Origin of the sequence: Gallaecimonas sp. GXIMD4217 (assembly GCF_038087665.1) — a bacterium.
GTDB lineage: Bacteria > Pseudomonadota > Gammaproteobacteria > Enterobacterales > Gallaecimonadaceae > Gallaecimonas.
Genome location: NZ_CP149925.1, coordinates 156146 through 179646, shown reverse-complemented (window position 1 = coordinate 179646; position 23501 = coordinate 156146). Strand labels below are relative to the sequence as shown.

The window sequence follows — 23501 nt, the reverse complement described above, 5'->3', positions numbered from 1 at the left end:
TGACCACCCCATTACACCGAAAGCCCGGCCGAGATTCCAGATGCAGCCCGAACATCACCTCAATTGGTCCGAAATCGACACCGTCCTGCTCGACATGGACGGCACCCTGCTGGACCTGCATTTTGACAACCACTTCTGGCTGGACAGGGTCCCGGCCCTGCTGGCCGAAAAGGACGGCATCGGCCTGGAGCAGGCCCGCGCCCGTATCGAGGTCGAGTACGACGCTGTGTTCGGCACCCTCAACTGGTACTGCTACGACTACTGGAGCCAGCGCCTGGGCCTGGATATCGACACCGCCACCCGGGAGATCCAGCACCTGATCAGCCTGCGCGACGACACCCTGCCCTTCCTGGACGCCCTGCGCCAAAGCGGCCGCCGGGTGGTGCTGCTGACCAATGCCCATCCCCAGTCCCTGTCCCTGAAGGTGGAGCGCACCCGGCTCGATGCCCATCTGGATCTGCTCATCTCCACCCACGAATACGGGGTGTCCAAGGAATCCCAGCGGCTCTGGGAGCTGGTGCAGCAGCGGCTCAAGTTCGATCCCGCCCGCACCCTGTTCGTGGACGACTCCCAGCCGATCCTGGAGGCGGCCAGGCGTTTCGGCATCCGCTACCTGCTGGGGGTGAAGAACCCGGACTCGAAGAAGGACGAAAAGGCCTTCGAGGGTTTTGCCGCCACCAACGACTACCGCAGCCTGCTGGAGGCCATAGCGGCGGGTCGCTGAGCAAAAAAGGCGCCGATGGCGCCTTTTTTTGCCTCAGAGCCGGCCCTGGAAACTGATGGGGTAACGGCCGCTGGCATCGGGTTTGGCCACCAGCTTGAAGGCATCCTGGATGGCCTTGGGCTGGTCGGCGGCGGGCTGGGCCGAGCCGCGGACGCTGTAGCGGCCGGCCTCCAGCCGCCCTTCCAGCTCCAGGCCCAGGCGGGCCGGGATGTCCCGGACCACGGCGGTGACGGCGCCGCCGTCACAGCCCAGCCTGGCCTGGATCCGGCCCAGCTCGAAGTTGCCGAACTTGTTGCTGAGGCTGGCCTGGCGCCAGTTGGCCTCGCCGGCAAGCGTTTCGCACCAGGGCTGGCCCTGGCTGGCCTGATCCAGGATCAGGCTGAGCTGGCCGCCCAGTTGCGACGGAATGGGCAGGCGCAGCTGCTGGGCCAGCACGGAGGCCGGCAGGCGCAGGCTGAGGTTTTCGGCCCTGGCCAGGCCGTCGAAGCCCACCGCCACCAGGCCATCCAGCTTGGTGGCGCCCGGCTTGGCGTGCAGCTCCAGGGCCAGTTCGCCGGCCAGCAGCCGGCTCGGCCGCAGCGACCAGCGCAGCCGCTCGAAGGCCAGGCCCTGGGCCTCCAGGCGGCGCACCTCGCCGGACCAGAGACTGCCTGCCACACCGTCAAGGACCAGGCCCCTGGGCAGGGTAACCCTGTCCAGTACCAGGGCCGCCGGCAGCTGGCAGACGAGGGCGAACGCGAAGAACAACAGGCCCAGCAGGGACCACTTCAACCACTTCATCAGGCCCCCACCAGCTCCAGTTTACGCACCTTGACCTTGCCGCTGGCCTCGCCGGCGGCGATATCGGCCTGGCTCACCACCAGGCCCTGCTGCTGCAGCTGGGCCAGCCACAACGTCAGGGCATCGAAGGCCACGTCGTCGACCCACACCGCCACGCCACTGCTGGTGGGCTGGAGCCGGGCTATGGTGATCTGGTGTGCCCGGGCGGCATTGGTGACCCTCTGGGTCAGGCTGCCACCGGCCACCGGCCGGCTGCCGCCCCGGGCCGCCAGCACGGTGGCGCCCTGGTCCCTGAGCCAGTCCAGCTCGTTCTGCTTGGCGTTGACCCGGTTCTGGGCCTGCGCCACCGCCTCGCCGAGCGGCGTCCAGATCCCCCAGTACAGCAGCCCCACCAGGGCCACGGGGGCGGCCAGGGCGATCAACCGCCGCTCCCTGGCCTCGAGATTGTCATACCAGTCTTTGATGTTCATCACCTGCTCCTCAACACCAGGGCACCTGAGACGCCCCCTTCAACGGCGCTCTGGCCACCGGCTTCCACCTCATAGGCGTCGCTGAGCTTGCCCTTGAGGGTTTCGAAGGCGGCGTAATCCTTGCCCACCAGCATCAGCCGCAGCTCGCCACGCCTGTCGTCGAAGCGCAGGCTGTCCGGCCTCATGCCGGGCACGGCCTTGAGTGCCGGGGCCAGGTCGGCCAGCATGGCCAGGAATACCGGCTCGCTGCTGGCGCCGCCCAGGGCCTTGAGCTTCTGGCGCATCTGGGAGCGGACGTTGACGATACGCCTGGTGCCCGGGAACAGGCGCTTGAAGTCGGTCTCGATCTGGGCCTGCAGGGCGGCCTCCTGCTGTTTCAGCTGGTACAGGCTGACGGCCTTGCCGGCCACCGCCACCACCAGCAGGGCGGCGCAGGCCGCGGCCAGGGGCCACCAGGCCTTGAGCTGGCCCTGGCCTTCCTGCTTGACCCCGTAGGGGCCGTGCAGCAGGTTGAGCCGGCTTGCCTCGGCGCCCTTGGCCAGTACCGCCAGGGGCAGTTCGGCGCCCAGGTGGTTGAGGGTGCAGTTGGCGGGCAGGCGCAGCTCGGAATAGGCGTTGACCGGCTGTATGTCCTGGCTGTCCACGGTCAGGCTCTGGATGGCCAGGTTGACCAGTTCGGCCTCGCCGGCCAGGCCCTGGTAGGGGCCGGTGCGCACCAGCAACTCGCCGTCCAGGGCCAGGGCGGACCAGCTGTCCTCGAAATGGGGCAAAGCCAGCATGTCCGGCAGCATGCGGAAGGGCTTGAGGCCGGTCTCGGCCAGCCAGCCCAACCAGGCCTGCATGTGGCCATGGCCGCAGACCAGGGCATGGACCTGCTCTCCCTGGGGGATCAGGGTGAAATGCAGATGTTCGACATCGTCGGCCAGCTGCTCCTCCAGCATGAAGGGCACCGCCTTGAGGAACTGGCGGCCCTTGCCCTGGGCGGGCAGCACGTGGCAGCCCAGGGCCTGGCCGGGCACCAGCACCAGTACTTTGGCGTCGCCGGCCTTGTCGGCCAGCTGGGCCAGTTCGCTGGCCCCGGCCAGGCGGCCGGAGGACAGGATCTCTTCCTCCCTGGCCGAGCGGATCAGCCAGTGGATGGGGTCTTCGGCGTTCATGCCCAGGCGCAATACCAGGGTTTGGCTCACAGGGCTCCTCCCAGACGGCGCGACTGCACCGTCATCTTGTTGTTCTCATCTTGCAGCAGTTCGCTCTCCAGGTAGACCACCCTGTCCTGGTAATGGCCTTGCAGCTGCACCAGGAAGTGATCGCTCTTGACCACCACCGCCTCTATGGCGGCGTTGACGTCCTGGCCCTGGAGGGCGGCCAGGGCCGGCTCGGCGCGGAAATCGGCCACGTCGGCGTAGCCGTCCCTGGGCCGGGACGACAGCAGCGACTCGGCGTCGGCCAGGCTCATGGGCGCCAGCCAGGCGGCCAGCAGCGGCGCCTGCTCTTCGGTCAGGCCGTTGATGTTAAGGGCCCAGTCGTTGCCGGCCAGGGCGCAGACATGGGGGCGGATCTTCTGGTAGATGGCCCCGCTCATGCCGTTGACGGCCCTGAGCTCGGAGGCATCCGCCATCGGGCCGTTGGCGGCCAGGTAGGGATGTTCCCGGCTCTGGTACTCGCTGTCTTCCGCGCCCAGGCTGCTTTGCAGCCGGTCGTCCTCGTCCAGCCAGTCGGCCAGGCCCTGGGCTACCTGCTCGGCCTGGTAGTTGTCCACCTCCAGGTGCTCCAGCAGCGCCTGGAACTGGCCGGCGCGGATGCGCCTGTCGTCGTCATTGCTCACCTGCAGGGCATTGAGGTTGAAGCAGGCCTTGGCATCACGCAACCGGCCCCTGATCTCGCCCCCTTCCACCGGGAAGGCCTGCTCTTCCTGCCAGCCCAGCTCTGGGCCCAGCTGGCCGTCGTTGTCCTTGAGCAGCTCGATCAGCACCTTCTTGGCGTAGGCCTCGCCGCTGATGGCGTACCAGAAGGCCTGGTGCTGGCTGAGCTGGTTGTCGGTGCGGCGGATCCCCAGCCCCAGGCGGCTGCTCATCTCGGCGCCTATGACCACCACCACAGCCACCACCAGCAGCACGGTGATCAGGGCCACGCCCTGCTGCCTGTGCCTCATGACGAGCTGCCCCTGTTGGGATTGTTGGGGCGGCCGCTGCCGGGGTTGTTCTGGCCGTTGCCCTGGCCATTGTTCTGGGCCTGCCGCTCGACCGTGGCCCCCTCGGGCACCATGAAGCGGCGCTCTATCTCGCCGTAGCCGTCCAGGGTCAGCTGCACCGCCAGCAGCCGCGGCAGCACCGGCTTGTCCCAGCTGGTCACCCAGTGTTCGCCGTCGAAGAAGCGGAAGGCCAGCTTGTCCACCCCCTCCAGCAGGCTGAGCCGCTGGGGCTCCTGGCCGTAGTCCGGATCCGGGTACAGGTAGTGCAGCCGCTCCAGCCGGCCTTCGGCCAGCCGGTAGCCAGCCAGCTGCACCTCGGCCCGAGGCAGCATGGCGGCCGGGTTGATCCAGCCCAGGCGGGTAAAGGCGATGGCGCCACCCTCGCTTTCCAGCAGGCCGTCCTGGGACAGCAGCGCCGCCTGCTGGCGCTCGCCGTCCGGGAAGCGGGCCTTGCGGGGGCTGAGCTGCATGAAGTCCCGCTCCATGGTGAAGAAGGCCTGCTGCAGGGCCTTGAGCTGAGCCGTCTTCCGGGCGCTGCTCTCGTCGGATTTGAGCACCTGATCCAGCACCTGGAAGCTGGCCAGGCCGACCATGGCGAAGATGCTGATGGCGATCAGCACCTCCAATAGGGTGAAGCCATGCTGTCGGCCAACGCCTTGGCTGCCGTTGCCAAACACCTCCAATAGGGTGAAGCCCCGCTGGCGACCATCGCCTTGGCTGCCGTTGCCAAACACCTCCAATAGGGTGAAGCCCCGCTGTCGGCCATCGCCTTGGCTGCCGTTGCCAAACACTTCCGGCAGGGTGGAACTACGCCGGCTCATGGCTGCTTCTCCTGGTAGCGGCGCAGCACCGCCAGGGGGGCCTTGAGGTCCGCCGTGCGGCCGACCCTGACCTCGACGGCATAGAAGTTGGCATCCTCGGTCTTGAGGCGCTTGTACTGCCAGTGCCATTCCACCCCGGCCAGGGTCTCGGTGCCCTTGAGGCCGTCCTTCACCTCGCCGAGGTCGGCGTCCACCAGCTTGTTATTGGCCACCCAGTCGGCGAAGGTCTTCTCCTCCAGGTAGCCGAGGCTGGTGATGTTGTTGTTGGCCGCCGACAACACCGCCAGGGCCGCCACCGAGAAGATGGCCAGGGCCACCAGTACCTCCAGCAGGGTAAAACCGCTATGGGAACGGCCCGGGCCACCATCCTTACTGGCCAGCAGGGTAAAACCGCGTACCTTGCGGCCCGGGCCAGCACCCTTCCTGTCCAGCAAGGTAAAGCCGCGCGCCCTTACCATTGCAGCTCCCCCAGATCAGAGGCGCGGCGGTCGTCCACCAGGCTCAGGCCACCCGTGGCCTGGCCCTGGATGCACAGCACCAGCTCCCGGCGCTGCTCGTCTTCGGTGGTCAGGCACAGCTCGAAGGGCAGCAGCTCGCCGCTGGACAGGAAGAACAGGTGCGGGGTGAGCCGCTCGGCCTCGTCGTCAGCGTCTTCCTCGGCAAAGGCGTCCTCCGGGATCAGGCTGGGGCCCAGCTCCAGGCCGTCCAGCTTGATGGCGCCGCGGATGCCCTCGGCCAGGGGCCAGGCGCTGAGCAGGCGATCGCTTTCCAGCTTCTGCCAGCCGTCCTCGGTGAAGCGCATGGGCTCCAGCTGGGGCCTTTTGCCCTGTTTGTCCAGGCGCAGGCCCAGCTCCCGGCCCTGCATCACCGCCTCGTCCCGGAGCAGCTCCAGGCGGGCCAGCCAGGCGCGGGCCTCCTTGTCCAGGCGGTCGGCGGCGGTCTCGCCGCCGAAGTTGATGGCGACCAGGGAGGCGGCGAGGCCAATCAGCATCACCACCACCATGATCTCCAGCAGGGTGAAACCCCGGGCCTGGCGCATCAGCCCTGGAAGTCGCCCAGGTTGAAGTTGCCGATATCGGCGTTCACGCCTTCGCCGCCTTCCTGGCCGTCGGCGCCCAGGGAGTAGAGGTCATAGCCGCTGCGGCTCTGCTCGCCCGGGTTGAGGTAGATGTAGTCGTTGCCCCAGGGGTCCTTGGGCAGGCGCTTGATGTAGCCGCCTTCCTTGTATTTGCGCAGGCCACCCGGATCGCTGACCAGGGCTTCCAGGCCCTGTTCGGTGTCCGGGTAGCGGCTGTTGTCCAGCTTGAACATGTCCAGGGAGGACTCCAGGGCGCGGATGTCGGAGACCACCTTCTGCTGGTCGGCCTGCTCCTTGTTGCCCAGCACATTGGGTACGATCATGGAGGCGAGGATGCCAAGGATCACGATGACCACCATGATCTCCAGCAGGGTGAAGCCGCCCTGGCGGCGCTGTTTGCGGGTACTGACTTTCATAACGACTCCTGTGAAGGCTATCTGCCCACCATGTTGTTGAGTTCCATGATGGGCTGCAAGATGGAGATGACGATAAAGAACACCATGGCGGCCAGCAGTATCACGATCACCGGCCCCAGTATGCCCAGTGAGACAGCGACCTGGTTCTCGAATTCCCGATCCTGGTTGTCGGCGGCCCGCTCCAGCATCTGGGTGAGCTCGCCGGATTTCTCGCCGGAGGCGATCATGTGCAGCATCATGGGCGGGAACAGCCTGGTGTTGGCCAGGGCCTGGCGCAACGAGGTGCCCTCGCGGACCCGGGCGGTGGCGTCGCTCACCGCGTCCTTGACCACCAGGTTGGCCAGCACGTCGCCGGCGATGCGCATGCCTTCCAGCAGCGGCACCGCCGAGGCGCTGCAGATGGACAGGGTGCGGGCGAAGCGGGCGGTGTTGATGCCACGGCTGACCTTGCCGAACACCGGCAGCCTCAGCACCAGGTCATGGACCCGCTTCCGGAACGGCCGCCTGGTCATGGCCCGGCCGAAGGCCAGGAAGGCCAGCACCAGGGCGGCCAGGATCCAAAGGCCGTAGCTCTGCAGGAACTCGGAGGCGGCGATCAGGAAGCGGGTGGAGGCCGGCAGGGTCTGGTTCATGTGCTCGAACTGGGCCACCACCTTGGGCACCACCTGGGTCAGCAGCAGGGTGATGACCCCCACCGCCACCAGGGTCAGCATGATGGGGTAGATCATGGCCTGGCTGATCTTCTGCTTCAGGTACTGGCGCTGCTCCGTATAGTCGGCCAGGCGGTTGAGCACCGTGTCCAGGTGGCCGGACTTTTCGCCGGCGCTGACCATGGCGCAGTAGAGATCGTCGAAGACATGGGGGAACTCCCGCAGCGAGTCGGCCAGGCTGTAGCCTTCCACCACCTTGGAGCGCACCGCCATCAGGATGCGCTGCAGGCGCGGCTTCTCGCTCTGCTCGGCCACCGCCTTGAGGCATTCCTCTATGGGCAGGGCCGACTGTACCAGGGTGGCCAGCTGGCGGGTGATCAGGGCCAGATCCGGCACCGAGATCCGGCCCGCCCTGAACAGCGCGCCACTGCCCTTGGCGGAGGCCTTCTCCTTGGAGACGGTGGCCTCTATGCTCACCGGCATCAGGCCCTTTTCCCGCAGCTGGCTGCGGGCCGCCTTGGCGGTGTCGGCCTCTATGATGCCCTTCCTGTTCTTGCCCTTGGCGTCCAGGGCCAGGTATTCGAAGGCGGCCATCAATCCTCCCGGGTCACGCGCAGCACTTCCTCAAGGGAGGTCTGGCCCAGGCGCACCTTGGAGAAGCCGTCGTCACGGATGGACGGCACCGACTTGCGCACGTGCCGGACTATGGCCTGCTCGCCCTTGCCGTTGTGGATCAGTTCGCGCAGCTGCTCGTCCACCACGATCAGCTCGTGGATGCCGGTGCGGCCCTTGTAGCCGGTATGGTTGCAGTGCTCGCAGCTGCCGGGGTGGTACAGCACCTGTTCTGTGTCCGCGGCCATGCCGAGGATCTCCAGCTCGGCGCTGCTGGCCTGGTAGGGTTGGCGGCAGTGGGGGCAGAGCCTGCGCACCAGGCGCTGGGCCAGCACCCCCAGCAGGGAGCTGGACACCAGGAAGGGTTCTATGCCCATGTCCTCGAGGCGGGTGATGGCGCCGGCGGCGGTGTTGGTGTGCAGGGTGGACAGCACCAGGTGGCCGGTCAGGGAGGCCTGGACGGCGATCTGCGCCGTTTCCAGATCGCGGATCTCGCCCACCATCACCACGTCCGGATCCTGGCGCAGTATGGCCCTAAGGCCCCGGGCGAAGGTCATGTCCACCTTGGGGTTGACCGGGGTCTGGCCTATGCCTTCCAGGTCGTATTCGATGGGGTCTTCCACGGTCAGGATGTTGCGGTCCTTGGAGTTGATCTCGGAAAGACCCGCATAGAGGGTGGTGGACTTGCCCGAGCCGGTGGGGCCTGTGACCAGCAGTATGCCGTGGGGCTTGCGGATGAGGGCGTCGAAGCGCTCCTGCACCCCCGGGGTCATGCCCAGGTCGGTGAGGTTGAGGCGCACGGCGTTCTTGTCCAGCAGGCGCAGCACCACCCGCTCGCCGTGGTTGGACGGCATGGTGGACACCCGCACGTCCACGGCGCGGCCGGCGATGCGCAGGCTGATGCGGCCGTCCTGGGGCACCCGCTTCTCGGCGATATCCAGGCGGGCCATGACCTTGATGCGCGACACCAGCAGGTTGGCCAGCTTGCGGCTGGGACGCAGGATCTCCTTGAGCACGCCGTCGATGCGAAAACGCACCACCAGGGCCTGCTCGAAGGTCTCGATATGCACGTCCGAGGCCCCTTCCTTGATGGCTTCCGACAGCAGCGCGTTGATCAGGCGGATCACCGGCGCGTCGTCGTCGGAGTCCAGCAGATCCTCGGTCTGGGGGAGCTCCTCGGCCAGGGCGTTGAGATCCAGATCCTGGCCGATGTCCTCCATCAGCTGGCGGGCCTCGGAGGAGTTGGCCTGGTAGGCCGCCACCAGCTGCTGTTCGAACTGGTCGCCGGACACCAGCTGTGGCGCCAGCGGCTGGGCCAGGGCCCGGCGGGCCTCCAGGATGGCGGCGGCGCTGGCACCCTGGCGCACGTAGAAGACGCCGTCATGGAGCAGCACCCCCTGGGCCTTGGCAAAGGCGAAGGGCAGCCGGCCGGCGGCCAGCTGCTCGGCCGGGTTTTCCTCCTCCAGGGCGCCCTCGGCCGCCTCCAGCAGCTCTTCCTGGGGCAGCCGCTCAGTCATCGCTGCCTTCCCGGGCCTGGCGCTGGAGGTATTCCTCGAAGCTGGGCGGATGGGCCAGGGCATCGTCCCACTGGGGCAGTACCGGCGGCTCCATGAAGGGCATCAGGGAGATGCCGTCTTCCTGGCGCTGCAGCTGGCCGTCGCGCATGAAGTTGTACTTGCGGTGGCTGAGCCTGGACATGGTCTCGCGGTCGCGGACGATGGACGGGCGGATGAACACCATCAGGTTGCGCTTGCGCTTGGAGGTGGAGGTGGACTTGAACAGGTGGCCCAGCACCGGGATGTCGCCCAGCAGCGGCACCTTGGATTCGGATTCCTGCACGTCCTCGTCGATGAGGCCGCCCAGCACCACGGTATCGCCGTCGCCCACCAGCACCGTGGTGCTCACTTCCCGCTTGTTGAGGGTGATGTCCACGGCGGTGTTGCCGGCGCGGCTGGACACTTCCTGGACGATCTCCAGCTGTACCGAGTCGCCCTCGTTGATCTGGGGGGTGACCTTCAGCTTCACACCCAGCTGCTGGCGTTCGATGGTCTGGAAGGGGTTGGAGTTGTTCTCGCCCGGGGTGGAGCCGGTCAGCAGCGGCACGTCTTCACCGGCCACGAAGTTGGCTTCCTTGTTGTCCAGGGTGGTCACCGACGGCGTGGAGAGGATGTTGGCCTTGGTGTTGGTGGACACCGCCTGGACTATGGCGCCCCAGTCGTTCTTCAGCACGCCCCACATGGCGCCGTTGACCTGGCCCAGCACCTGGGCCAGCAGGGTAAAGTCGCCCCTGGTATCCGGGGTGCTCTGCTCGGTACGGGTGCCGTTGGAGTCGATGGTGACGGTAGTGGTGCCCTTCTGGCCCTCGGCGGCCAGGGCGGCGGCCCCCACCTGGGTCAGGCTGGGGAAGTTGCCGTTGTTGAACTGCTGCAGGCCGTAATCCTCATGGACCCACTGCACACCAAGGTCGGTGCCGTCGCCGTCGAAGATCTCCACTATGATGGCTTCCACATGGACCTGGGCACGGCGGATATCCAGTTGCTTGATGACCCCCTCCAGGGAGCGCATCAGGTCCGGCTGGGCGGTGATCACCAGGGCGTTGGTGTCTTCGTGGGCCTTGATGGAGATGGGCACGGACTGGGCGCTGCGGCTGCGGGCCTGCTGCTGGCCCTGCTGCTCCTCGGCCACTATGGTCTCGGAGACCCCTTCCAGCACCTCCACCAGATCCTCCGCCTTGGCGTACTGCAGGTAGATGACGCGGGTGTTGCCGGTGGTCTGCTGCTCGGAATCCAGGGCCCTGATGGTGCGGATCACCCGGGCCCGGCCCTTGGCCTCGCCGGACACCAGCACCGAGTTGGTGCGCTCGTCGGCCACCACCTTCACCGCCAGGGGATCGCTGCCGGGCTTGTTGCCGGTGCCCTTGTTGAGATCCTCCACTATGGCCACCACCTGGGCGGCGGAGGCGTGCTGCAGCTTGACCACCTGCACGTCCTGGTCGCCGGCCTTGTCGGCGCGGCGCACGATCTGTTCCAGGCGGTCGACGGTGGCGGCGCGGCCGGTGAGGATCAGGATGTTGGAATCGTCGTAGTGGACCACGTTGCCGGCGCCGGCGTTGTCGTTGAGCTGGCGCAGGATCGGCGCCAGCTCGCGCACCGGCACGTTGTGCACCTGCACCACCCGGGTCACCACCTGGTCGGAAGAGGTGCTCTTTTCCTTGGCGTCCAGCACCGGGCTGGGGCCGGTCTTGGCGTCCTTGGCCTTGACCACCTTGAGCACGCCGTTGGGCATCTCGACCACGGCGAAGCCGTACACGTCCAGCACGTTCTGGAAGTAGTCGTAGTACTCGGCGGCCGTCATCTCCTTGTAGGAGCGTACGTCTATCTTGCCGCGTACGGACGGGTCCAGGACTATGGTGCGCTTGAGGATGGAGGACACCGTGGCGATGAACTCGCTGATGTCGGTGTCCTTGAACTGGGCGTTGTAGGTCGGCTCCTCGGCCAGGGCGCCGCCGCTGTACGCCGCCAGCACGGGCGCGCCGGACAGCAGGGCCGTTAGCAGTACGCTTGCCAGTGTGCGCCTATGCTGTTGCTTGATGGCCATTCCTTACATCCTTCATTCTTATCGGTTTTCCAGCGTGACTTCGACGCTGGTGTCGACGCCGTTCCTGTCGATATCCAGGCTCAGGCTGTCCAATGTGTCCAGTTGTCCCAGCACCTCAAGGGCCTGGGCCGGGTCGGTGAGGTCGTAGCCGTTGAGGGCCTTGACCAGATCGCCGCTCTGCAATCCGACCGCCTTGAACAGCTCGGGTTTCCTGCCCGGGGCGATGCGGTAGCCCAGCAGCTCGTCGCCGTCCCGTTCCGGGGTCAGCTGCACCAGATCGGCGATGCTGGTGGGATCGGCCTTGATGTCCGAGATGGCCTGGCGCAGTTCGCGAGGCGCCGGCCTGGTCCTGGAGGCCCCCTTGGCCGGTTGCGACGTGCGCTGCACCGGTCTGTAGTCGACGCCGTCCAGCATCAGGGCCTCGGTGACGCCGCGGTTGGAGACCAGCACCCTGTCTTCGAGGATGCGCTCCAGCCTGGCGCCGGTGCCCTGGATGGTCTCGCCCACCACATAGGTCTGCTGGCGGCCTTGACTTTCGATGATGGCGACCCCACCTAGGCCGTCGGAGGCGGCGACCAGGCCGGCCAGGGTGACCCGCAGCCGGGTCTCGGGGGCATCCAGGTTGGCCACCGGCTCGGGCGGCGCCACCTCGGCCTCGCCGAACAGGTGGTATTGGGTGATACGGCCGGGATCCAGGTCGTTGTCGCTGCGGGCGCTGCCCTGCTTGGGCTGCCACTGGCCGGGCTTAGGCAGCGGCGTCAGCAGCTGCCAGAGCAGGCCGGCGGCCAGCCACAGGGCCAGCAGCACCAGCAGCCAGGTCAGCAGCGAACGCAGGCGGGACAGTGGTAATCGGGCCAGAATGCCCTCGAAAGAGTGCAAAAACGCTTCGGAATTCATCATAATTTGCAGCCCGTTGAATTCGGCTATCCTTGCCTACTACTGGCTGCAGCCCCTCGGTTGTGGCCACCGCCAACGGCACGGCGATAGCCTGAATTGTGTCATTTTCGCGTTTTTATTGTTAACGCAGCTAGTTAAAACCATGGCCAGACAAAAATCAACAGTCAACCCGGGCCCCGAGGCCGCATCGGACAAGGCCGAAGTGCGCCTGGACAAGTGGCTCTGGGCCGCCCGTTTCTACAAGACCAGGGCCCTGGCCCGGGCCCAGATCGAGGGCGGCAAGGTCCACTACAATGGTGCCCGCAGCAAGCCCAGCAAGCTGGTGGAGGTCGGCGCCGTGCTCAGGCTGTGGACCGGCCAGGACGAGCGGGAACTGGTGGTCAAGGCCCTGTCCGACAAGCGCGGGCCGGCCAGCATAGCCCAGGAACTTTACGAAGAGACGACAGCCAGCATCGAAAAGCGCCGGCAAAACGCCGAGGCCAGGCGCATCAATGCCCTGCACAACCCGCGCCCGGAATCCCGGCCGGACAAGAAACAGCGCCGCAAGCTGGTGCAATTCAAACATCAGGAGCACTAATGCAACAAGATTCCCTCCTTCGCTTTCTGTTTGCCGACGCCCAGGTCCGCGGCGAGCTGGTGCAGTTGCAGGAAAGCTACCAGGCCATCCTCAGCAACCACCAGTATCCGGCGCCCATCCAGAAGCTGCTGGGCGAGCTGATGGTGGCCTCCAGCCTGCTCACCGCCACCCTCAAGTTCGAGGGCGAGATCGCCGTGCAGCTCCAGGGCGACGGCCCGGTACGGCTGGCGGTGATCAACGGCAGCCACGACCAGCGCCTGCGCGGCGTGGCCCGCTACCACGGCGAGATCCCCGAGGATGCCGGCCTGCACGAGCTGATGGGCAAGGGCCACCTGGTGATCACCATCACCCCCAACGAGGGCGACCGCTACCAGGGCGTGGTGGGCCTGGAGGGCGACAACCTGGCCCAGGTGCTGGAGCACTACTTCAACCGCTCCGAGCAGCTGCCCACCAAGCTGTGGATCCATGCCGACGACCAGCAGGCCGCCGGCATGCTGCTGCAGGTGATGCCGGCAGGCGAGAACGGCACCGACTTCGAGCACCTGGTGACCCTGACCGACACCATCAAGCGTGAAGAGCTGTTCACCCTGGACGCCGAGACCATACTGCACCGCCTCTACCACCAGGAAGAGGTGCGGCTGTTCGAGCCCCAGCCGGTCCGCTTCCATTGCGTCTGCTCCAGGGAGCGCTGCGCCGACGCCCTGGTCAGCCTGGGCAAGGAAGAGATCGACCATATCCTGGCCGAGAAGGGCAAGATCGAGATGAACTGCGAGTACTGCCGCGCCCACTACGAGTTCGACAAGGTGGACGCCACCGCCCTGTTCTGCGACGACGCCCAGCAGGCGCCCAAGCAGACCCAGTAAAAGAAAAGGCCCCGAAAGGGGCCTTTTTTATCGCCAGCGCCAACTCAGTACTCGCGGTTGCGGTTGTCGCGCACGTCTATCTTGACCCGCCGAATGCCGGCCTTGTCGGCCAGGGTCGCCTTGAGGACGGCCAGATCGGCGCTGTTGGAGGCATCCAGCAGGTAGAGGCCGGTGCGGCTCTCGGAGGCCTCCACGACCACACCCAGCTCCCTGGCCAGGCCGTGGACATCGGTGCCCCGCTCGGCCAGGACCGCCAGCTTGCCGGTCACCAGGCCCTGCTTGCCGGTCAGTACATTTTCGACCCTGGTGCCCTTGACCAGGCGCTTGTCGAGGCTGGGCGCCTTGGCCTGGCCCTCGGCGCCGGTCTGGCTCGGCAGGATGCGGTAGACGCCGAAGTCCCTGTCCTTGAAGCTGGGCTTCTGGACGCCCTGCTGCAGGCCGCGCAGCTCCTTGGGCTGCAGCTCGCTGGCCTCGGCGCCGCTCAGGGCCAGGGTGGAGGCGATCAGTGCGGAAATCAGTTTCATGATGTTACTCCTTGTCCCTTATTGCTGACGGCCGAAGAAACGCAGGCCCCAGGCTTCCAGTTTGCTGTCTTCGCTGTTGTTGAGCAGCTTGGCGGCACCGAACTGGCTGTGGTTGAAGGCAACGTCGTCGCCATTGGTGTCCACCACCCTGATGGTCCAGGTGCCCTTGGCGTTCTCGCCGTAGAAGGCGTTGGAGGCCAGGATCTGGTCCTTCAGGAAGTACTGCTCCACATCCGCGCCGTTGATGAGGTCGTGGGAGATGGTCAGGCCGGATCTGGGGTTGAGCAGCACGCTGCGGGTACCGGCCGGGGACACCAGCTCAATGGCAGTGTCGGGACCCAGGGTGGAGCCGATATAGCCGTCGTCATCGAAGCCGTAGGTGACCAGGTTGTCGTTGCTGATGGTGACCTTCAGCTGCACCATCTCCATGATCAGATCCTCGCTCACCTCGAAGGTGTCGACCACGCCGGCGGCCTTGTTGTCGGGGATGGCCAGCGGCGCTTCGCTGCGATCCACGTCGAACCAGGCGCTCTCCACCATGGGTGCCAGGCTCTGGTAGCCGTTTGTGGCCATGGCCACGGCCTTGTCCACATTGACCCGGCCGAAGCCGTACAGGTTGTTGAAGTGGAAGCCGGCGCCATTGGTCAGCCAGCCGTCGCGGGCCAGGTACTGCTCGCCGTCCACGTCCAGCACCACGGGGGCCGCGTCGGCGTCCACCTGGTCGGCGGTGCTGGCCAGGATGTGGCGCACGTCACGCCAGCTCAGGTCCGGGTTGGCGCTCAGCAGCAGGGCCACGGCACCGGCGGTGTTGGGGGTGGCCGAGGAGGTGCCGTTGAAGCTGGAGGTGTAGTTGCAGTTCAGGTTCTCTTCGTGGGCGGTGCCGTTGAAGGGATACACCTCGGCGTACGGGTAGCCGGCGATATTGGCACGGTAGTACTGATCCCGGGCAAAGGAGGCGTAGCCCTGCAGGCAGGTGGACTGGTCGGTGGTGACCATGGCCGGGGCGGCGCGGCCGTATTCACCGGCCGGGGCCGAGATGAAGACGTTGGAACCGGCGGAGGAATAGCTGGTGTGCCTGCCGTCGGAGTTCACCGCCGCCACTATCGTGTTGTAGGGGTAGACGTTGACCGGCTCCAGGTTGGTGTTCTGGCAGGCCAGGCCGGCATCGATGCCGCCCACTTCCTCACAGGGGGAATAGGGGGACAGGTTGGAATCGAAGCCGTTGCCGGCCGCCTTGAGGTGCACTATGCCCTTGCCGCCACGACCATGGAGGGGGCCGAAGGACTGCACCGCCAGGTCGATTTCGTCGATGCTGTCGGGATAGAAGACATCACGGCCATAGCTCTTGTTGACGATGTCGGCGGTGCTGCCCATGGAGCCGGGCAGGCCGTTGGACAACATGTAGGACAGGGTGTCCTGGGCCTTGAGGTAGTTCATGCCCATCAGGCCGGCATCGGGGGCCACGCCGCGGCCGCCCAGGCCGTTCCAGCCCTTGGCGGCGATCAGGCCGGCCACCGAGGTGCCGTGGTCACCCAGGTTGGACTTGGAGGTGGGATCCTGGGGGTGGCTGGAGGCCGGGAAGTTGCCGCCCTCGTCACCGTTGTAGACGAAGTTCAGGGACGCGCCGGGGATGACGTTGGCCACCAGATCCTCGTGGGCCACTTCCAGGCCGGAGTCGGCCACCAGTACCCGTACGCCCTGGCCGGTGATGCCGGAGGCGATGGTCTTGGTCAGGTGCATGTCCTCGCCGGGCACCAGTATGCTGGGATCGTACTTGAGGCTGTCGATTTCCAGCAGATCTTCCAGTGCCATGTCGTACAGGCCGGCCAGCCAGGTCAGGTAGGCGATGCGGCCGTCCTCGTCCTGGGAGTAGGCCTTCTGGCCGGTGTTGCGCAGGTGCCACTGCTCCTTGAACAGGGGATCGCCGGCGATGTCGCTGAAGCTCAGCTCGGCCTCGACGTCATGCTCGCGGTCGCTGACCACCAGGGTCAGGGTCACGTCGTCGGTGCCGTAGGGAATGAAGCTGAAGCTGTAATCGTCATTGATGACCAGCTCGCCGCTGTTGAGGTTGTAACGACCGTCGTTGACGCCGTGGACCTTGCCGTCTTCCCATACGCTGATGCTCAGGGTGCGATCGTCCTGATCCTTGATGGACAGCTGGCCGTTCAGGGCCACCATCTGCTTCAGGCCCTGGAAGCTGGCCGCTTCGACCTGGGGCGGAGTGTTGTTGTTATCGCTGCCACAGCCGGACAGGGCCAGGGCCACCGCCAGCGACAGCGCGGATATCGCGTGTTGTTTTGCCACAATACTTCTCCAATGAATACAAACCACTTCCTTCGTGGAACTGCGGCAAGGGGGGAGAAGGGCTTTATAGCATTTGCAAAAAGCCGGAAACAACAGATGACATAAACCTTTACATTTCAGCCGCCTGGATGGACAAATTCCGTACGCCCTAGAGAAAGTTTGCTTTTTATTGCGACTTGGTTTAGCTGGCGCGTTTAAACGTTTCCGCCCATGGGCTACAATGCGCGCCAATAAAAAGACCAAAATCCCTACTTCAACAAACTCTGTACCCTGGAGCGAAAGACAATGACCGAGCTGGATCTGGGCCAATACGGCATCACAGACGTCGCGGAAATCCTCTACAACCCGTCCTACGAGCAGCTTTTCGAAGAAGAAACCCGCCCCGATCTGCAAGGTTATGAGAAAGGCACCCTGACCAAGCTGGGCGCCGTGGCCGTGGACACCGGCATCTTCACCGGCCGCTCCCCCAAGGACAAGTACATCGTCCGTGACGACGTGACCCGCGATACCCTCTGGTGGTCAGATCAGGGCAAGAACGACAACAAGCCCATGAGCCCCGAGACCTGGGCCCACCTCAAGGGCCTGGTCACCCAGCAGCTGTCCGGCAAGCGCCTGTTCGTGGTCGACACCTTCTGCGGCGCCAACGAAGACAGCCGCCTCAAGGTCCGCTTCATCACCGAGGTGGCCTGGCAGGCCCACTTCGTCAAGAACATGTTTATCCGCCCCAGCGAAGAAGAGCTCAAGACCTTCGAGCCCGACTTCATCGTCATGAACGGCGCCAAGACCACCAACCCCGACTGGCAGCAGCAGGGCCTGAACTCCGAGAACTTCGTGGCCTTCAACCTCACCGAGCGCATGCAGCTGATCGGCGGCACCTGGTACGGCGGCGAGATGAAGAAGGGCATGTTCTCCATGATGAACTACCTGCTGCCGCTGAAGGGCATCGCCTCCATGCACTGCTCCGCCAACGTCGGCAAGGACGGCGACGTGGCCATCTTCTTCGGCCTGTCCGGCACCGGCAAGACCACCCTGTCCACCGATCCCAAGCGGGAGCTGATCGGTGACGACGAGCACGGCTGGGACGACGACGGCGTCTTCAACTTCGAGGGCGGCTGCTACGCCAAGACCATCAACCTCAGCCAGGAAAACGAGCCGGACATCTACAACGCCATCCGCCGCGACGCCCTGCTGGAGAACGTCACCGTACTTGAAGACGGCACCGTGGATTTCGATGACGGCAGCAAGACCGAGAACACCAGGGTCTCCTACCCCATCTACCACATCGACAACATCGTCAAGCCGGTCTCCAAGGGCGGCCACGCCAAGAAGGTGATCTTCCTGACCGCCGACGCCTTCGGCGTACTGCCGCCGGTCTCCAAGCTGACCAAGGAACAGACCAAGTACCACTTCCTGTCCGGCTTCACCGCCAAGCTGGCCGGTACCGAGCGTGGCATCACCGAGCCGACCCCCACCTTCTCCAGCTGCTTCGGTGCCGCCTTCCTGAGCCTGCACCCCACCAAGTACGCCGAGGTGCTGGTCAAGCGCATGGAAGCCGCCGGCGCCGAAGCCTACCTGGTCAACACCGGCTGGAACGGCACCGGCAAGCGCATCTCCATCAAGGCCACCCGCGCCATCATCGACGCCATCCTGGACGGCAGCATCGAGAACGCCGAGTTCGTGCAGCTGCCCTACTTCAACCTGGCCATGCCCACCGCCCTGGCCGGTGTCGAGGACCAGTCCATCCTGGATCCCCGCGCCACCTACGGTGATGCGGCCCAGTGGGACGAGAAGGCCCGGGATCTGGCCAAGCGCTTCGTGGACAACTTCGAGAAGTTCACCGACAACGACGAAGGCAAGGCCCTGGTGGCCGCCGGCCCCCAGCTGTAAGCCGGCAGGACACAACGGAAAAGGCCCGCAGTTGCGGGCCTTTTTTATGAACGGCGCTCACCTTCACTTTCGCCGCAGCAAGCGCTGGACGCCTGGCTGGCCCAGGCCGCCGGCTACGGCAGCGGCCAGTAGCAGCTGACCCTGGCGCCGCCGGGGTGGTTGGCCAGGGCCAGGCGGCCGCCGTGGTTCATCAGGATCTGCCGGCACAGGGCCAGGCCGATGCCGGAGCCCTTGGGCTTGGTGCTGTAAAGCGGCACCATCAGGTTGTCCAGGTTGGCAAAGCCGGGGCCCAGATCCTCCACCACCAGGCACTGCATGCCGTCCTCGTGGCCGAAGCGGATGGTCACCGGCCGGCCTGGTGCCGCCTCCAGGGCGTTGTGCAGCAGGTTCAGCAGCAGCTGCTCCAGCTGCTTGTCGTCACCCTGCAGTTCGTCTGCGTCCAGCAGCAGCCGGCAATCCAGCGCCGGCAGCAGATCGCAGATCCCCTGCAGCCAGTCCCGGGCCGCCAGGGCCTGCCAGTTGGGCGGCGGCAGCTTGGCCAGGCGGGCATAGCCTTCCACGAATTCCAGCAGGCCGCCGGCACGCCTGTTGATGGTGGCCAGTATGGTGCCGAGCTCCTCCGGGGAGCCGGGCGGCACGTCCAACAGCGCCTGGCAGTAGCTCTGGATGGGGGTCATGGAGTTGCGCACCTCGTGGCTGAACACCCGGATCAACCGCTGCCAGGCCAGGACCTCCTGCCGGGCCAGCTGCTGCGACATGGGGAACAGCATCAGCAGCTGCCCCTGCTGGTCCACCTGCAGGCATTGCACCTGGGTGCCGGGATCGCCGCTGGCGATGCCCTGGGCGGTCCGGTGCAGCTTGAAGTCGGCCAGGGTCAGGTCGGGCTGCCACTGGCCCTGGCCGGACAGCAACAGGGCGGCATCGTTGCCGGCCAGCACGGCGTCATCGTCGTCCAGCCACAACAGCGGCTGGCGGCTGCGCCGGAACAGCTCCTCGAACAGCAGGTGCTGCTGGGCCCGGCGCCGGCCCTGGCTCGCCTCCCTGGCGCTCAGCTGTGCCAGGGCCTGGGCCACCTGGGGCAACAGGCCCTGGCGATAGGGCCAGTTGAGCCGGTAGCTGGTGTCGCCCTGGTTGATGCCCTCCACCAGGGTCTGCAGCCCGGCCCAGGGTTCGGTGCCGCTCAGGTAGAGGCGCCTTGCCAGCCAAAGCTGGACCAGCCCCAGCAACAACGCCAGGTTGAGCCAGGCCAGCAGACTCCAGTCCATCTGCCAGCCGAGCAGGACAAAGAGCCCCCAGGCCGGCAGGCACAGCACCAGCAGCAACCGGGCCTGGCGGCGCTCAAAGCTGGATGTCATGTTTTTCCAGCCGCCTGGACAGGGCGTGGCGGGACAGGCCCAGGCGTTCGGCGGCCAGGCCGATGCTGTTGCCGGTCTGGGCCAGGGCCTTGAGGATCAGCTGCTTTTCCACCTGGGCCAGGGGCGCCAGGGCCGGCTCCCCCTGGGGTGGCGGGGCGCTGGCGGTGAGGGCCAGATCGGCGGCGCCCAGGCTGTCGCCCCTGGCCATCAGCACCGCCCTTTCCATCACATGGCTGAGCTCGCGCACGTTACCCGGCCAGCCGTAGGCGGCCAGGGCCCCGAGCGCCTCGGGTTCCAGCCGCAGCTGGTCCCGGCCGTAGCGGCGCCCATGCCTGGCCAGGAAATGCGCCGCCAGCAAGGGGATATCGTCGGGTCGCTCCCTGAGCGGCGGCAGGCGCAGCTCCACGGTATTGAGGCGGAAATAGAGGTCGCGGCGGAACTCGCCGGCCGCCATGGCCTGGTGCAGATCGGCGTTGGTGGCGGCGATCAGGCGCACGTCCGCCTTCCGGGTATGGCTGTCGCCCAGCACCTCGTAGTCGCCGCTTTCCAGCACCCGCAGCAGCTTGACCTGCTGGGCCGGCGGCAGGGTGGCCACCTCGTCCAGGAACAGGGTGCCGCCCTCGGCCATGGCGAAACGGCCCAGGCGCTCGGTCTTGGCGTCGGTGAAGGCGCCCTTGCGGTGGCCGAACAGCTCGCTCTCGAACAGGGTCTCGGGGATGGCGCCCATGTTCACGGCCACGAAGGCCTGGTCGGCCCGGTCGGAATGGCCGTGCAGGTACTGGGCCAGCATCGACTTGCCGGTGCCGTTCTCGCCGGTGATCAGCACGTTGGCCCGGGTCGGGGCCACCTGCCTGGCCATGGCCAGCAGCTCGGTCATGGCCCTGGATTGCCCCAGGGGCTGGTCCGGGCTGTCCAGCTGCTTGAGCTGGCGGTTTTCCGCCTCCAGGCGCCTGGTGCGGCCGTGCTTGTCGACCAGCTCCAGCAGCCTGGCGTTGTTCCAGGGCTTCTCGATGAAATCCACGGCCCCGGCCTGCATGGCCTGCACCGCCAGGGCCACGTTGGCCCAGGCGGTCATGGCGATGGTAGGGGGCCGCAGCTCGCCGGTGGCCTGGAGGAAATCCAGGCCTTCCTGGCCGGAGGTGGTGTCCCGGCTCAGGTTCATGTCCAGCAGCATCAGGTCGAAGTCGTCCCCGGCCAGGGCCGCCCTGGCCGAGTCCAGGTCGTGGCAGAGGACCAGGGCGTGGCCCCGGCGGCCCAGCAGGAAGCGGGCCGCCTCGGCGATGTCCTGGTCGTCCTCGACCACCAAAATACGTAGGCTCATCTCTTGCTCACAACTCCCTGAGCAGCATCATGGGGTTCTTCTTCAGCAGTTGCCGTACCGGCACCAGCAGCGCCAGGGCGGCGATGAGCAACAGTATCAGGGCCAGCACGCTCAGGCCAGGCCAGCTCGGCTCCGGCAGCCCTTCCAGCTGCTGCCTGGCCCATTGGTAGCCCAGCACCCCCAGGCCAAGGCCGGCCAGGGCACCCCAGCAGATGGACCACAGCCCCTGGGCGCTGTAGTGGCGCAGCAGCTGGCCGTCGCTGGCGCCCAGGGCCTGGCGGATACCCATGTCGTGGCGGCGTTGCTGCACCGAGAAGCTGGTGTTGCCGAACAGGCTCAGGGCCATCACCACCAGGGTCAGGGCACTGGTGAACAGCGCCAGGCCGGCCTTGAGGTAGAGGGGCTCCAGGCGGCGGCGCAGCAGCTCTTCCAGGGACTCCGTCTCCACCCGCGCCAGCGGCAGCACATCCCTGAGGCGCCTTTCCAGCTGCGCCAGATCCGGCTGCTGGCTGCTCTTGATGGCCAGTATGAAGTTGGCCTCCAGGCCCCTGGGCAGGGGCGGGATCAGCATCCAGGAAGTGACCCCCATCTCGGCCATGGGCGAGTGGATGATCCCCAGCACCTGTCCCTGCTGGGGCAGCTTCTCCTCGCCCAGGGTCCAGCTCAGGCGACGACCCAGCACCTGGCCATCGCCGAGCCGGGCCAGCTTGTCGGCCAGCTCCGGGGTGATCAGCAGCGGATGCAGATCGTCCCGGTAGTCTTCGGCCCTGGGTGCCCGGCCCTCGAGCACCTCCATCTCGTAGAAGTCCATGAAGCCGGGGCTGGCCCAGGAGGCAAACACCATGTCCAGGGACTCGCCGTCCTGGGTGGTCATGTCCAGGCCCAGCAGGCTGGCGTTGTTGGGCGCGGTCTGTCCCATCAGGCTGGCCTCGATGCCGGGCTGTGCGGCCAGCACCTGCTCCACGGCCGCCAGCAGCGGTGCCATGCTCTTGTCGGGACTGGCCTCGCTGGCCAGGGCCTGGTCCAGGCGCAGGTTGAGCAGGTAGCGGTCCTCATGGGCCATCATGGGCTTGCGCCACATCAGCTCCAGGTTCTCGCTGAGGTTGGTCCACAGACCCACCAGCAGCAGGCAACTCATGGCCACCTGCAGCAGGTTCATCCATTGCTGGCGACGGCTGCTGAGGCGGCCACCGCCGCCCTTGCCGCTCTGCTGCAGGCTGGCGGCCAGGGACAGCTTCCAGCCCTGCAGGCCGGACAGCAGGGCCAGCAGCAGCGCCGCCGCCAGGGCGATGGCCGCCGTCATGGCCATGGCCGGGCTATTCATGTCGGCTTCCTGCAGCACCAGCATGGCCTCGCCGAACAGGGACCGGGCCCCTTCCAGCAACAGCTGTCCCAGCCAGAGCCCCATCAGGGTACTGAGGGTGAACAGCACCAGGTAGCAGCCGGCGAACACCAGCAGCCGCTGCCACCAGTGGCCGCCCAGCAGCTGGTGCAGGGCCTCGTCCTTGTGGCGCTTGCCCTGGTGGATCAGCAGCAGGTGGCCCAGGTTGGACAGGCTGATCAACAGCAGTATGGCCACGGAGATGGCCAGCACCGCTACCGCCAGCTTGTCGTCGGCGCTGACCAGGCGATCGGCAACGGGCACCAGCTTCAGGCTCAGGTCGAACTGGTTGAAGATGTCGGCGCCCTGGTCCAGGTAGAAGGTGCGCAGATCCTCGAGCAGGCTGGCGGCCAGCTCGTCCATGGCGGTGCCCGCCGCCATCTTGGCCAGGAACAGGGTGTCGCCGTTGGAAAAGGCATTTTCCTTGCCGTCCAGGGCCTTGGCCGGCAGGCTGATGAACAGCTCGGGCGCCTCGGGAAGCAGGCCCTTGGGATAACGGAGTTCGGCCGGGGCTACCCCGACGATGCGGTAGGCCTTGTCGCCAAGCTCCAGGCTCTGGCCAAGGACCTGGGGATCGCCCTGCCAGCGCTGTTGCCAGAGTGCATGGCTGAGGATCAGCTCGCCGGCCTCGGCGCTGTCCGCCTGGAAGGCCCGGCCCAGCACGGGGGCCACGTCCAGCACCTGGAAGTAGTTGTCCGACACCATCAGGACATCGTGGCTGGCGCCGTTCCTGCCCTCCGCCAGGGTATCCCTCATCTGCACCGCCAGGACATCGCGGCCGATGCGCTGGCTGAGGGGCTCGTGGAAGTTGGTGGCGGCAAAGGGCAGCCGGCTGCCGCCGATCTTGGCCTGGAGATCCAGCACGTAGAGGTTGTCGCGCTGGGCCAGCAGATCGCTGCGGCTGAGCAGGGGTTGGCCGACGGCGGCGACCGTGGCCACCATGGCCAGGGTCAGGCCGAAGCTGATCACCAGGGTCGACAGCAGCAGGGGTCTGGAGAAGAAGCCGGCCAGCTCCTGGCGCAGCCAAAACAGATAATGCTTCATGGGGCCTCC

At 66.4% G+C, this 23501-nt stretch carries 21 protein-coding genes; 4 read left to right on the top strand and 17 right to left on the bottom strand.

From position 1 onward, the window contains the following. Nucleotides 1–40: 40 nt before the first annotated feature. Entirely contained in the window at nt 41–724 is a 684-nt protein-coding gene (gene yrfG, locus WDB71_RS00870; protein WP_341502778.1) for a GMP/IMP nucleotidase, read from the top strand. A 33-nt stretch (nt 725–757) separates the two neighbouring features. Here the strand turns inward: yrfG and WDB71_RS00865 are convergent, their stop codons facing one another. Genes WDB71_RS00865 through gspC form a run of 12 tightly spaced genes read right to left on the bottom strand, consistent with a single transcriptional unit; the run spans nt 758 to nt 12218 of the window. Then, nucleotides 758–1504: a type II secretion system protein N gene (locus WDB71_RS00865; RefSeq protein ID WP_341502777.1), complete on the bottom strand. Its 747-nt coding sequence runs from the start codon at nt 1502–1504 to the stop codon at nt 758–760. Next, nucleotides 1504–1974 carry a type II secretion system protein M gene (locus WDB71_RS00860; RefSeq protein ID WP_341502776.1) on the bottom strand — a complete coding sequence of 157 codons (471 nt, stop codon included), beginning with the start codon at nt 1972–1974 and terminating at the stop codon, nt 1504–1506. Before WDB71_RS00860 ends, WDB71_RS00865 begins: the two co-directional genes overlap by 1 nt. After that, a complete protein-coding gene (gene gspL / locus WDB71_RS00855) occupies nt 1974–3161 on the bottom strand; it encodes a type II secretion system protein GspL (RefSeq protein WP_341502775.1) in 1188 nt (395 codons plus the stop codon). The genes WDB71_RS00860 and gspL overlap by 1 nt, the downstream gene beginning before the upstream one ends. Continuing rightward, entirely contained in the window at nt 3158–4126 is a 969-nt protein-coding gene (gene gspK / locus WDB71_RS00850) for a type II secretion system minor pseudopilin GspK (protein ID WP_341502774.1), read from the bottom strand. Before gspK ends, gspL begins: the two co-directional genes overlap by 4 nt. Beyond that, entirely contained in the window at nt 4123–4986 is an 864-nt protein-coding gene (gene gspJ / locus WDB71_RS00845) for a type II secretion system minor pseudopilin GspJ (protein ID WP_341502773.1), read from the bottom strand. The genes gspK and gspJ overlap by 4 nt, the downstream gene beginning before the upstream one ends. Next, nucleotides 4983–5444, bottom strand: coding sequence for a type II secretion system minor pseudopilin GspI (gene gspI, locus WDB71_RS00840; protein ID WP_341502772.1), 462 nt, complete (start codon nt 5442–5444; stop codon nt 4983–4985). Before gspI ends, gspJ begins: the two co-directional genes overlap by 4 nt. Next, the gene (gene gspH / locus WDB71_RS00835; RefSeq protein ID WP_341502771.1) at nt 5438–6025 is read right to left on the bottom strand and encodes a type II secretion system minor pseudopilin GspH; all 588 of its coding nucleotides are present in this window, start codon (nt 6023–6025) and stop codon (nt 5438–5440) included. Before gspH ends, gspI begins: the two co-directional genes overlap by 7 nt. After that, nucleotides 6025–6480, bottom strand: a complete 456-nt coding sequence (gene gspG / locus WDB71_RS00830) for a type II secretion system major pseudopilin GspG (RefSeq protein ID WP_341502770.1) — start codon at nt 6478–6480, stop codon at nt 6025–6027. The genes gspH and gspG overlap by 1 nt, the downstream gene beginning before the upstream one ends. Nucleotides 6481–6497: 17 nt before the next feature. Further along, nucleotides 6498–7724 carry a type II secretion system inner membrane protein GspF gene (gene gspF / locus WDB71_RS00825; protein WP_341502769.1) on the bottom strand — a complete coding sequence of 409 codons (1227 nt, stop codon included), beginning with the start codon at nt 7722–7724 and terminating at the stop codon, nt 6498–6500. Beyond that, nucleotides 7724–9259 (bottom strand): type II secretion system ATPase GspE, encoded by a 1536-nt coding sequence (gene gspE / locus WDB71_RS00820; protein ID WP_341502768.1) that lies wholly within the window; start codon nt 9257–9259, stop codon nt 7724–7726. The genes gspF and gspE overlap by 1 nt, the downstream gene beginning before the upstream one ends. Further along, nucleotides 9252–11339, bottom strand: a complete 2088-nt coding sequence (gspD, locus tag WDB71_RS00815) for a type II secretion system secretin GspD (protein ID WP_341502767.1) — start codon at nt 11337–11339, stop codon at nt 9252–9254. The genes gspE and gspD overlap by 8 nt, the downstream gene beginning before the upstream one ends. An 18-nt stretch (nt 11340–11357) precedes the next feature. Then, complete coding sequence (gene gspC / locus WDB71_RS00810) at nt 11358–12218, bottom strand: type II secretion system protein GspC (protein ID WP_341502766.1); 861 nt, start codon at nt 12216–12218, stop codon at nt 11358–11360. A 160-nt stretch (nt 12219–12378) separates the two neighbouring features. Here gspC and hslR point away from each other — a divergent pair, with 160 nt between their 5' ends. Both hslR and hslO read left to right on the top strand, forming a co-directional pair. Further along, nucleotides 12379–12813 (top strand): ribosome-associated heat shock protein Hsp15, encoded by a 435-nt coding sequence (hslR, locus tag WDB71_RS00805; protein ID WP_341502765.1) that lies wholly within the window; start codon nt 12379–12381, stop codon nt 12811–12813. Continuing rightward, entirely contained in the window at nt 12813–13676 is an 864-nt protein-coding gene (gene hslO, locus WDB71_RS00800) for an Hsp33 family molecular chaperone HslO (RefSeq protein WP_341502764.1), read from the top strand. Before hslR ends, hslO begins: the two co-directional genes overlap by 1 nt. A gap of 44 nt (nt 13677–13720) precedes the next feature. Here the strand turns inward: hslO and WDB71_RS00795 are convergent, their stop codons facing one another. Both WDB71_RS00795 and WDB71_RS00790 read right to left on the bottom strand, forming a co-directional pair. Next, nucleotides 13721–14200: a hypothetical protein gene (locus WDB71_RS00795; RefSeq protein WP_341502763.1), complete on the bottom strand. Its 480-nt coding sequence runs from the start codon at nt 14198–14200 to the stop codon at nt 13721–13723. Nucleotides 14201–14218: 18 nt separating this feature from the next. Continuing rightward, nucleotides 14219–16504 (bottom strand): S8 family serine peptidase, encoded by a 2286-nt coding sequence (locus tag WDB71_RS00790; protein WP_341502762.1) that lies wholly within the window; start codon nt 16502–16504, stop codon nt 14219–14221. A gap of 270 nt (nt 16505–16774) precedes the next feature. Here WDB71_RS00790 and pckA point away from each other — a divergent pair, with 270 nt between their 5' ends. Continuing rightward, nucleotides 16775–18391 carry a phosphoenolpyruvate carboxykinase (ATP) gene (pckA, locus tag WDB71_RS00785; protein WP_341504163.1) on the top strand — a complete coding sequence of 539 codons (1617 nt, stop codon included), beginning with the start codon at nt 16775–16777 and terminating at the stop codon, nt 18389–18391. A gap of 113 nt (nt 18392–18504) precedes the next feature. On the opposite strand, the gene WDB71_RS00780 is transcribed toward pckA, so the two are convergent. The 3 genes from WDB71_RS00780 to WDB71_RS00770 are packed head-to-tail and all read right to left on the bottom strand — an operon-like array spanning nt 18505 to nt 23492. After that, nucleotides 18505–19746: a HAMP domain-containing sensor histidine kinase gene (locus WDB71_RS00780; protein WP_341502761.1), complete on the bottom strand. Its 1242-nt coding sequence runs from the start codon at nt 19744–19746 to the stop codon at nt 18505–18507. Then, the gene (locus tag WDB71_RS00775; RefSeq protein WP_341502760.1) at nt 19730–21067 is read right to left on the bottom strand and encodes a sigma-54 dependent transcriptional regulator; all 1338 of its coding nucleotides are present in this window, start codon (nt 21065–21067) and stop codon (nt 19730–19732) included. The genes WDB71_RS00780 and WDB71_RS00775 overlap by 17 nt, the downstream gene beginning before the upstream one ends. A gap of 7 nt (nt 21068–21074) precedes the next feature. Further along, the gene (locus WDB71_RS00770) at nt 21075–23492 is read right to left on the bottom strand and encodes an FtsX-like permease family protein (protein ID WP_341502759.1); all 2418 of its coding nucleotides are present in this window, start codon (nt 23490–23492) and stop codon (nt 21075–21077) included. Nucleotides 23493–23501: the final 9 nt, after the last annotated feature.

Excerpts from the sequence above, each read along its gene's own strand:
- gspJ (WP_341502773.1), bottom strand. The coding sequence starts at position 4,986 with ATGAGCCGGCGTAGTTCCACCCTGCCGGAAGTGTTTGGCAACGGCAGC.
- yrfG (WP_341502778.1), top strand. The coding sequence starts at position 41 with ATGCAGCCCGAACATCACCTCAATTGGTCCGAAATCGACACCGTCCTG.
- gspK (WP_341502774.1), bottom strand. The coding sequence starts at position 4,126 with ATGAGGCACAGGCAGCAGGGCGTGGCCCTGATCACCGTGCTGCTGGTG.
- WDB71_RS00865 (WP_341502777.1), bottom strand. The coding sequence starts at position 1,504 with ATGAAGTGGTTGAAGTGGTCCCTGCTGGGCCTGTTGTTCTTCGCGTTC.
- gspH (WP_341502771.1), bottom strand. The coding sequence starts at position 6,025 with ATGCGCCAGGCCCGGGGTTTCACCCTGCTGGAGATCATGGTGGTGGTG.
- hslO (WP_341502764.1), top strand. The coding sequence starts at position 12,813 with ATGCAACAAGATTCCCTCCTTCGCTTTCTGTTTGCCGACGCCCAGGTC.
- WDB71_RS00795 (WP_341502763.1), bottom strand. The coding sequence starts at position 14,200 with ATGAAACTGATTTCCGCACTGATCGCCTCCACCCTGGCCCTGAGCGGC.
- WDB71_RS00775 (WP_341502760.1), bottom strand. The coding sequence starts at position 21,067 with ATGAGCCTACGTATTTTGGTGGTCGAGGACGACCAGGACATCGCCGAG.
- gspD (WP_341502767.1), bottom strand. The coding sequence starts at position 11,339 with ATGGCCATCAAGCAACAGCATAGGCGCACACTGGCAAGCGTACTGCTA.
- gspG (WP_341502770.1), bottom strand. The coding sequence starts at position 6,480 with ATGAAAGTCAGTACCCGCAAACAGCGCCGCCAGGGCGGCTTCACCCTG.
- WDB71_RS00860 (WP_341502776.1), bottom strand. The coding sequence starts at position 1,974 with ATGAACATCAAAGACTGGTATGACAATCTCGAGGCCAGGGAGCGGCGG.
- WDB71_RS00780 (WP_341502761.1), bottom strand. The coding sequence starts at position 19,746 with ATGACATCCAGCTTTGAGCGCCGCCAGGCCCGGTTGCTGCTGGTGCTG.
- hslR (WP_341502765.1), top strand. The coding sequence starts at position 12,379 with ATGGCCAGACAAAAATCAACAGTCAACCCGGGCCCCGAGGCCGCATCG.
- gspE (WP_341502768.1), bottom strand. The coding sequence starts at position 9,259 with ATGACTGAGCGGCTGCCCCAGGAAGAGCTGCTGGAGGCGGCCGAGGGC.
- gspF (WP_341502769.1), bottom strand. The coding sequence starts at position 7,724 with ATGGCCGCCTTCGAATACCTGGCCCTGGACGCCAAGGGCAAGAACAGG.
- WDB71_RS00770 (WP_341502759.1), bottom strand. The coding sequence starts at position 23,492 with ATGAAGCATTATCTGTTTTGGCTGCGCCAGGAGCTGGCCGGCTTCTTC.
- gspI (WP_341502772.1), bottom strand. The coding sequence starts at position 5,444 with ATGGTAAGGGCGCGCGGCTTTACCTTGCTGGACAGGAAGGGTGCTGGC.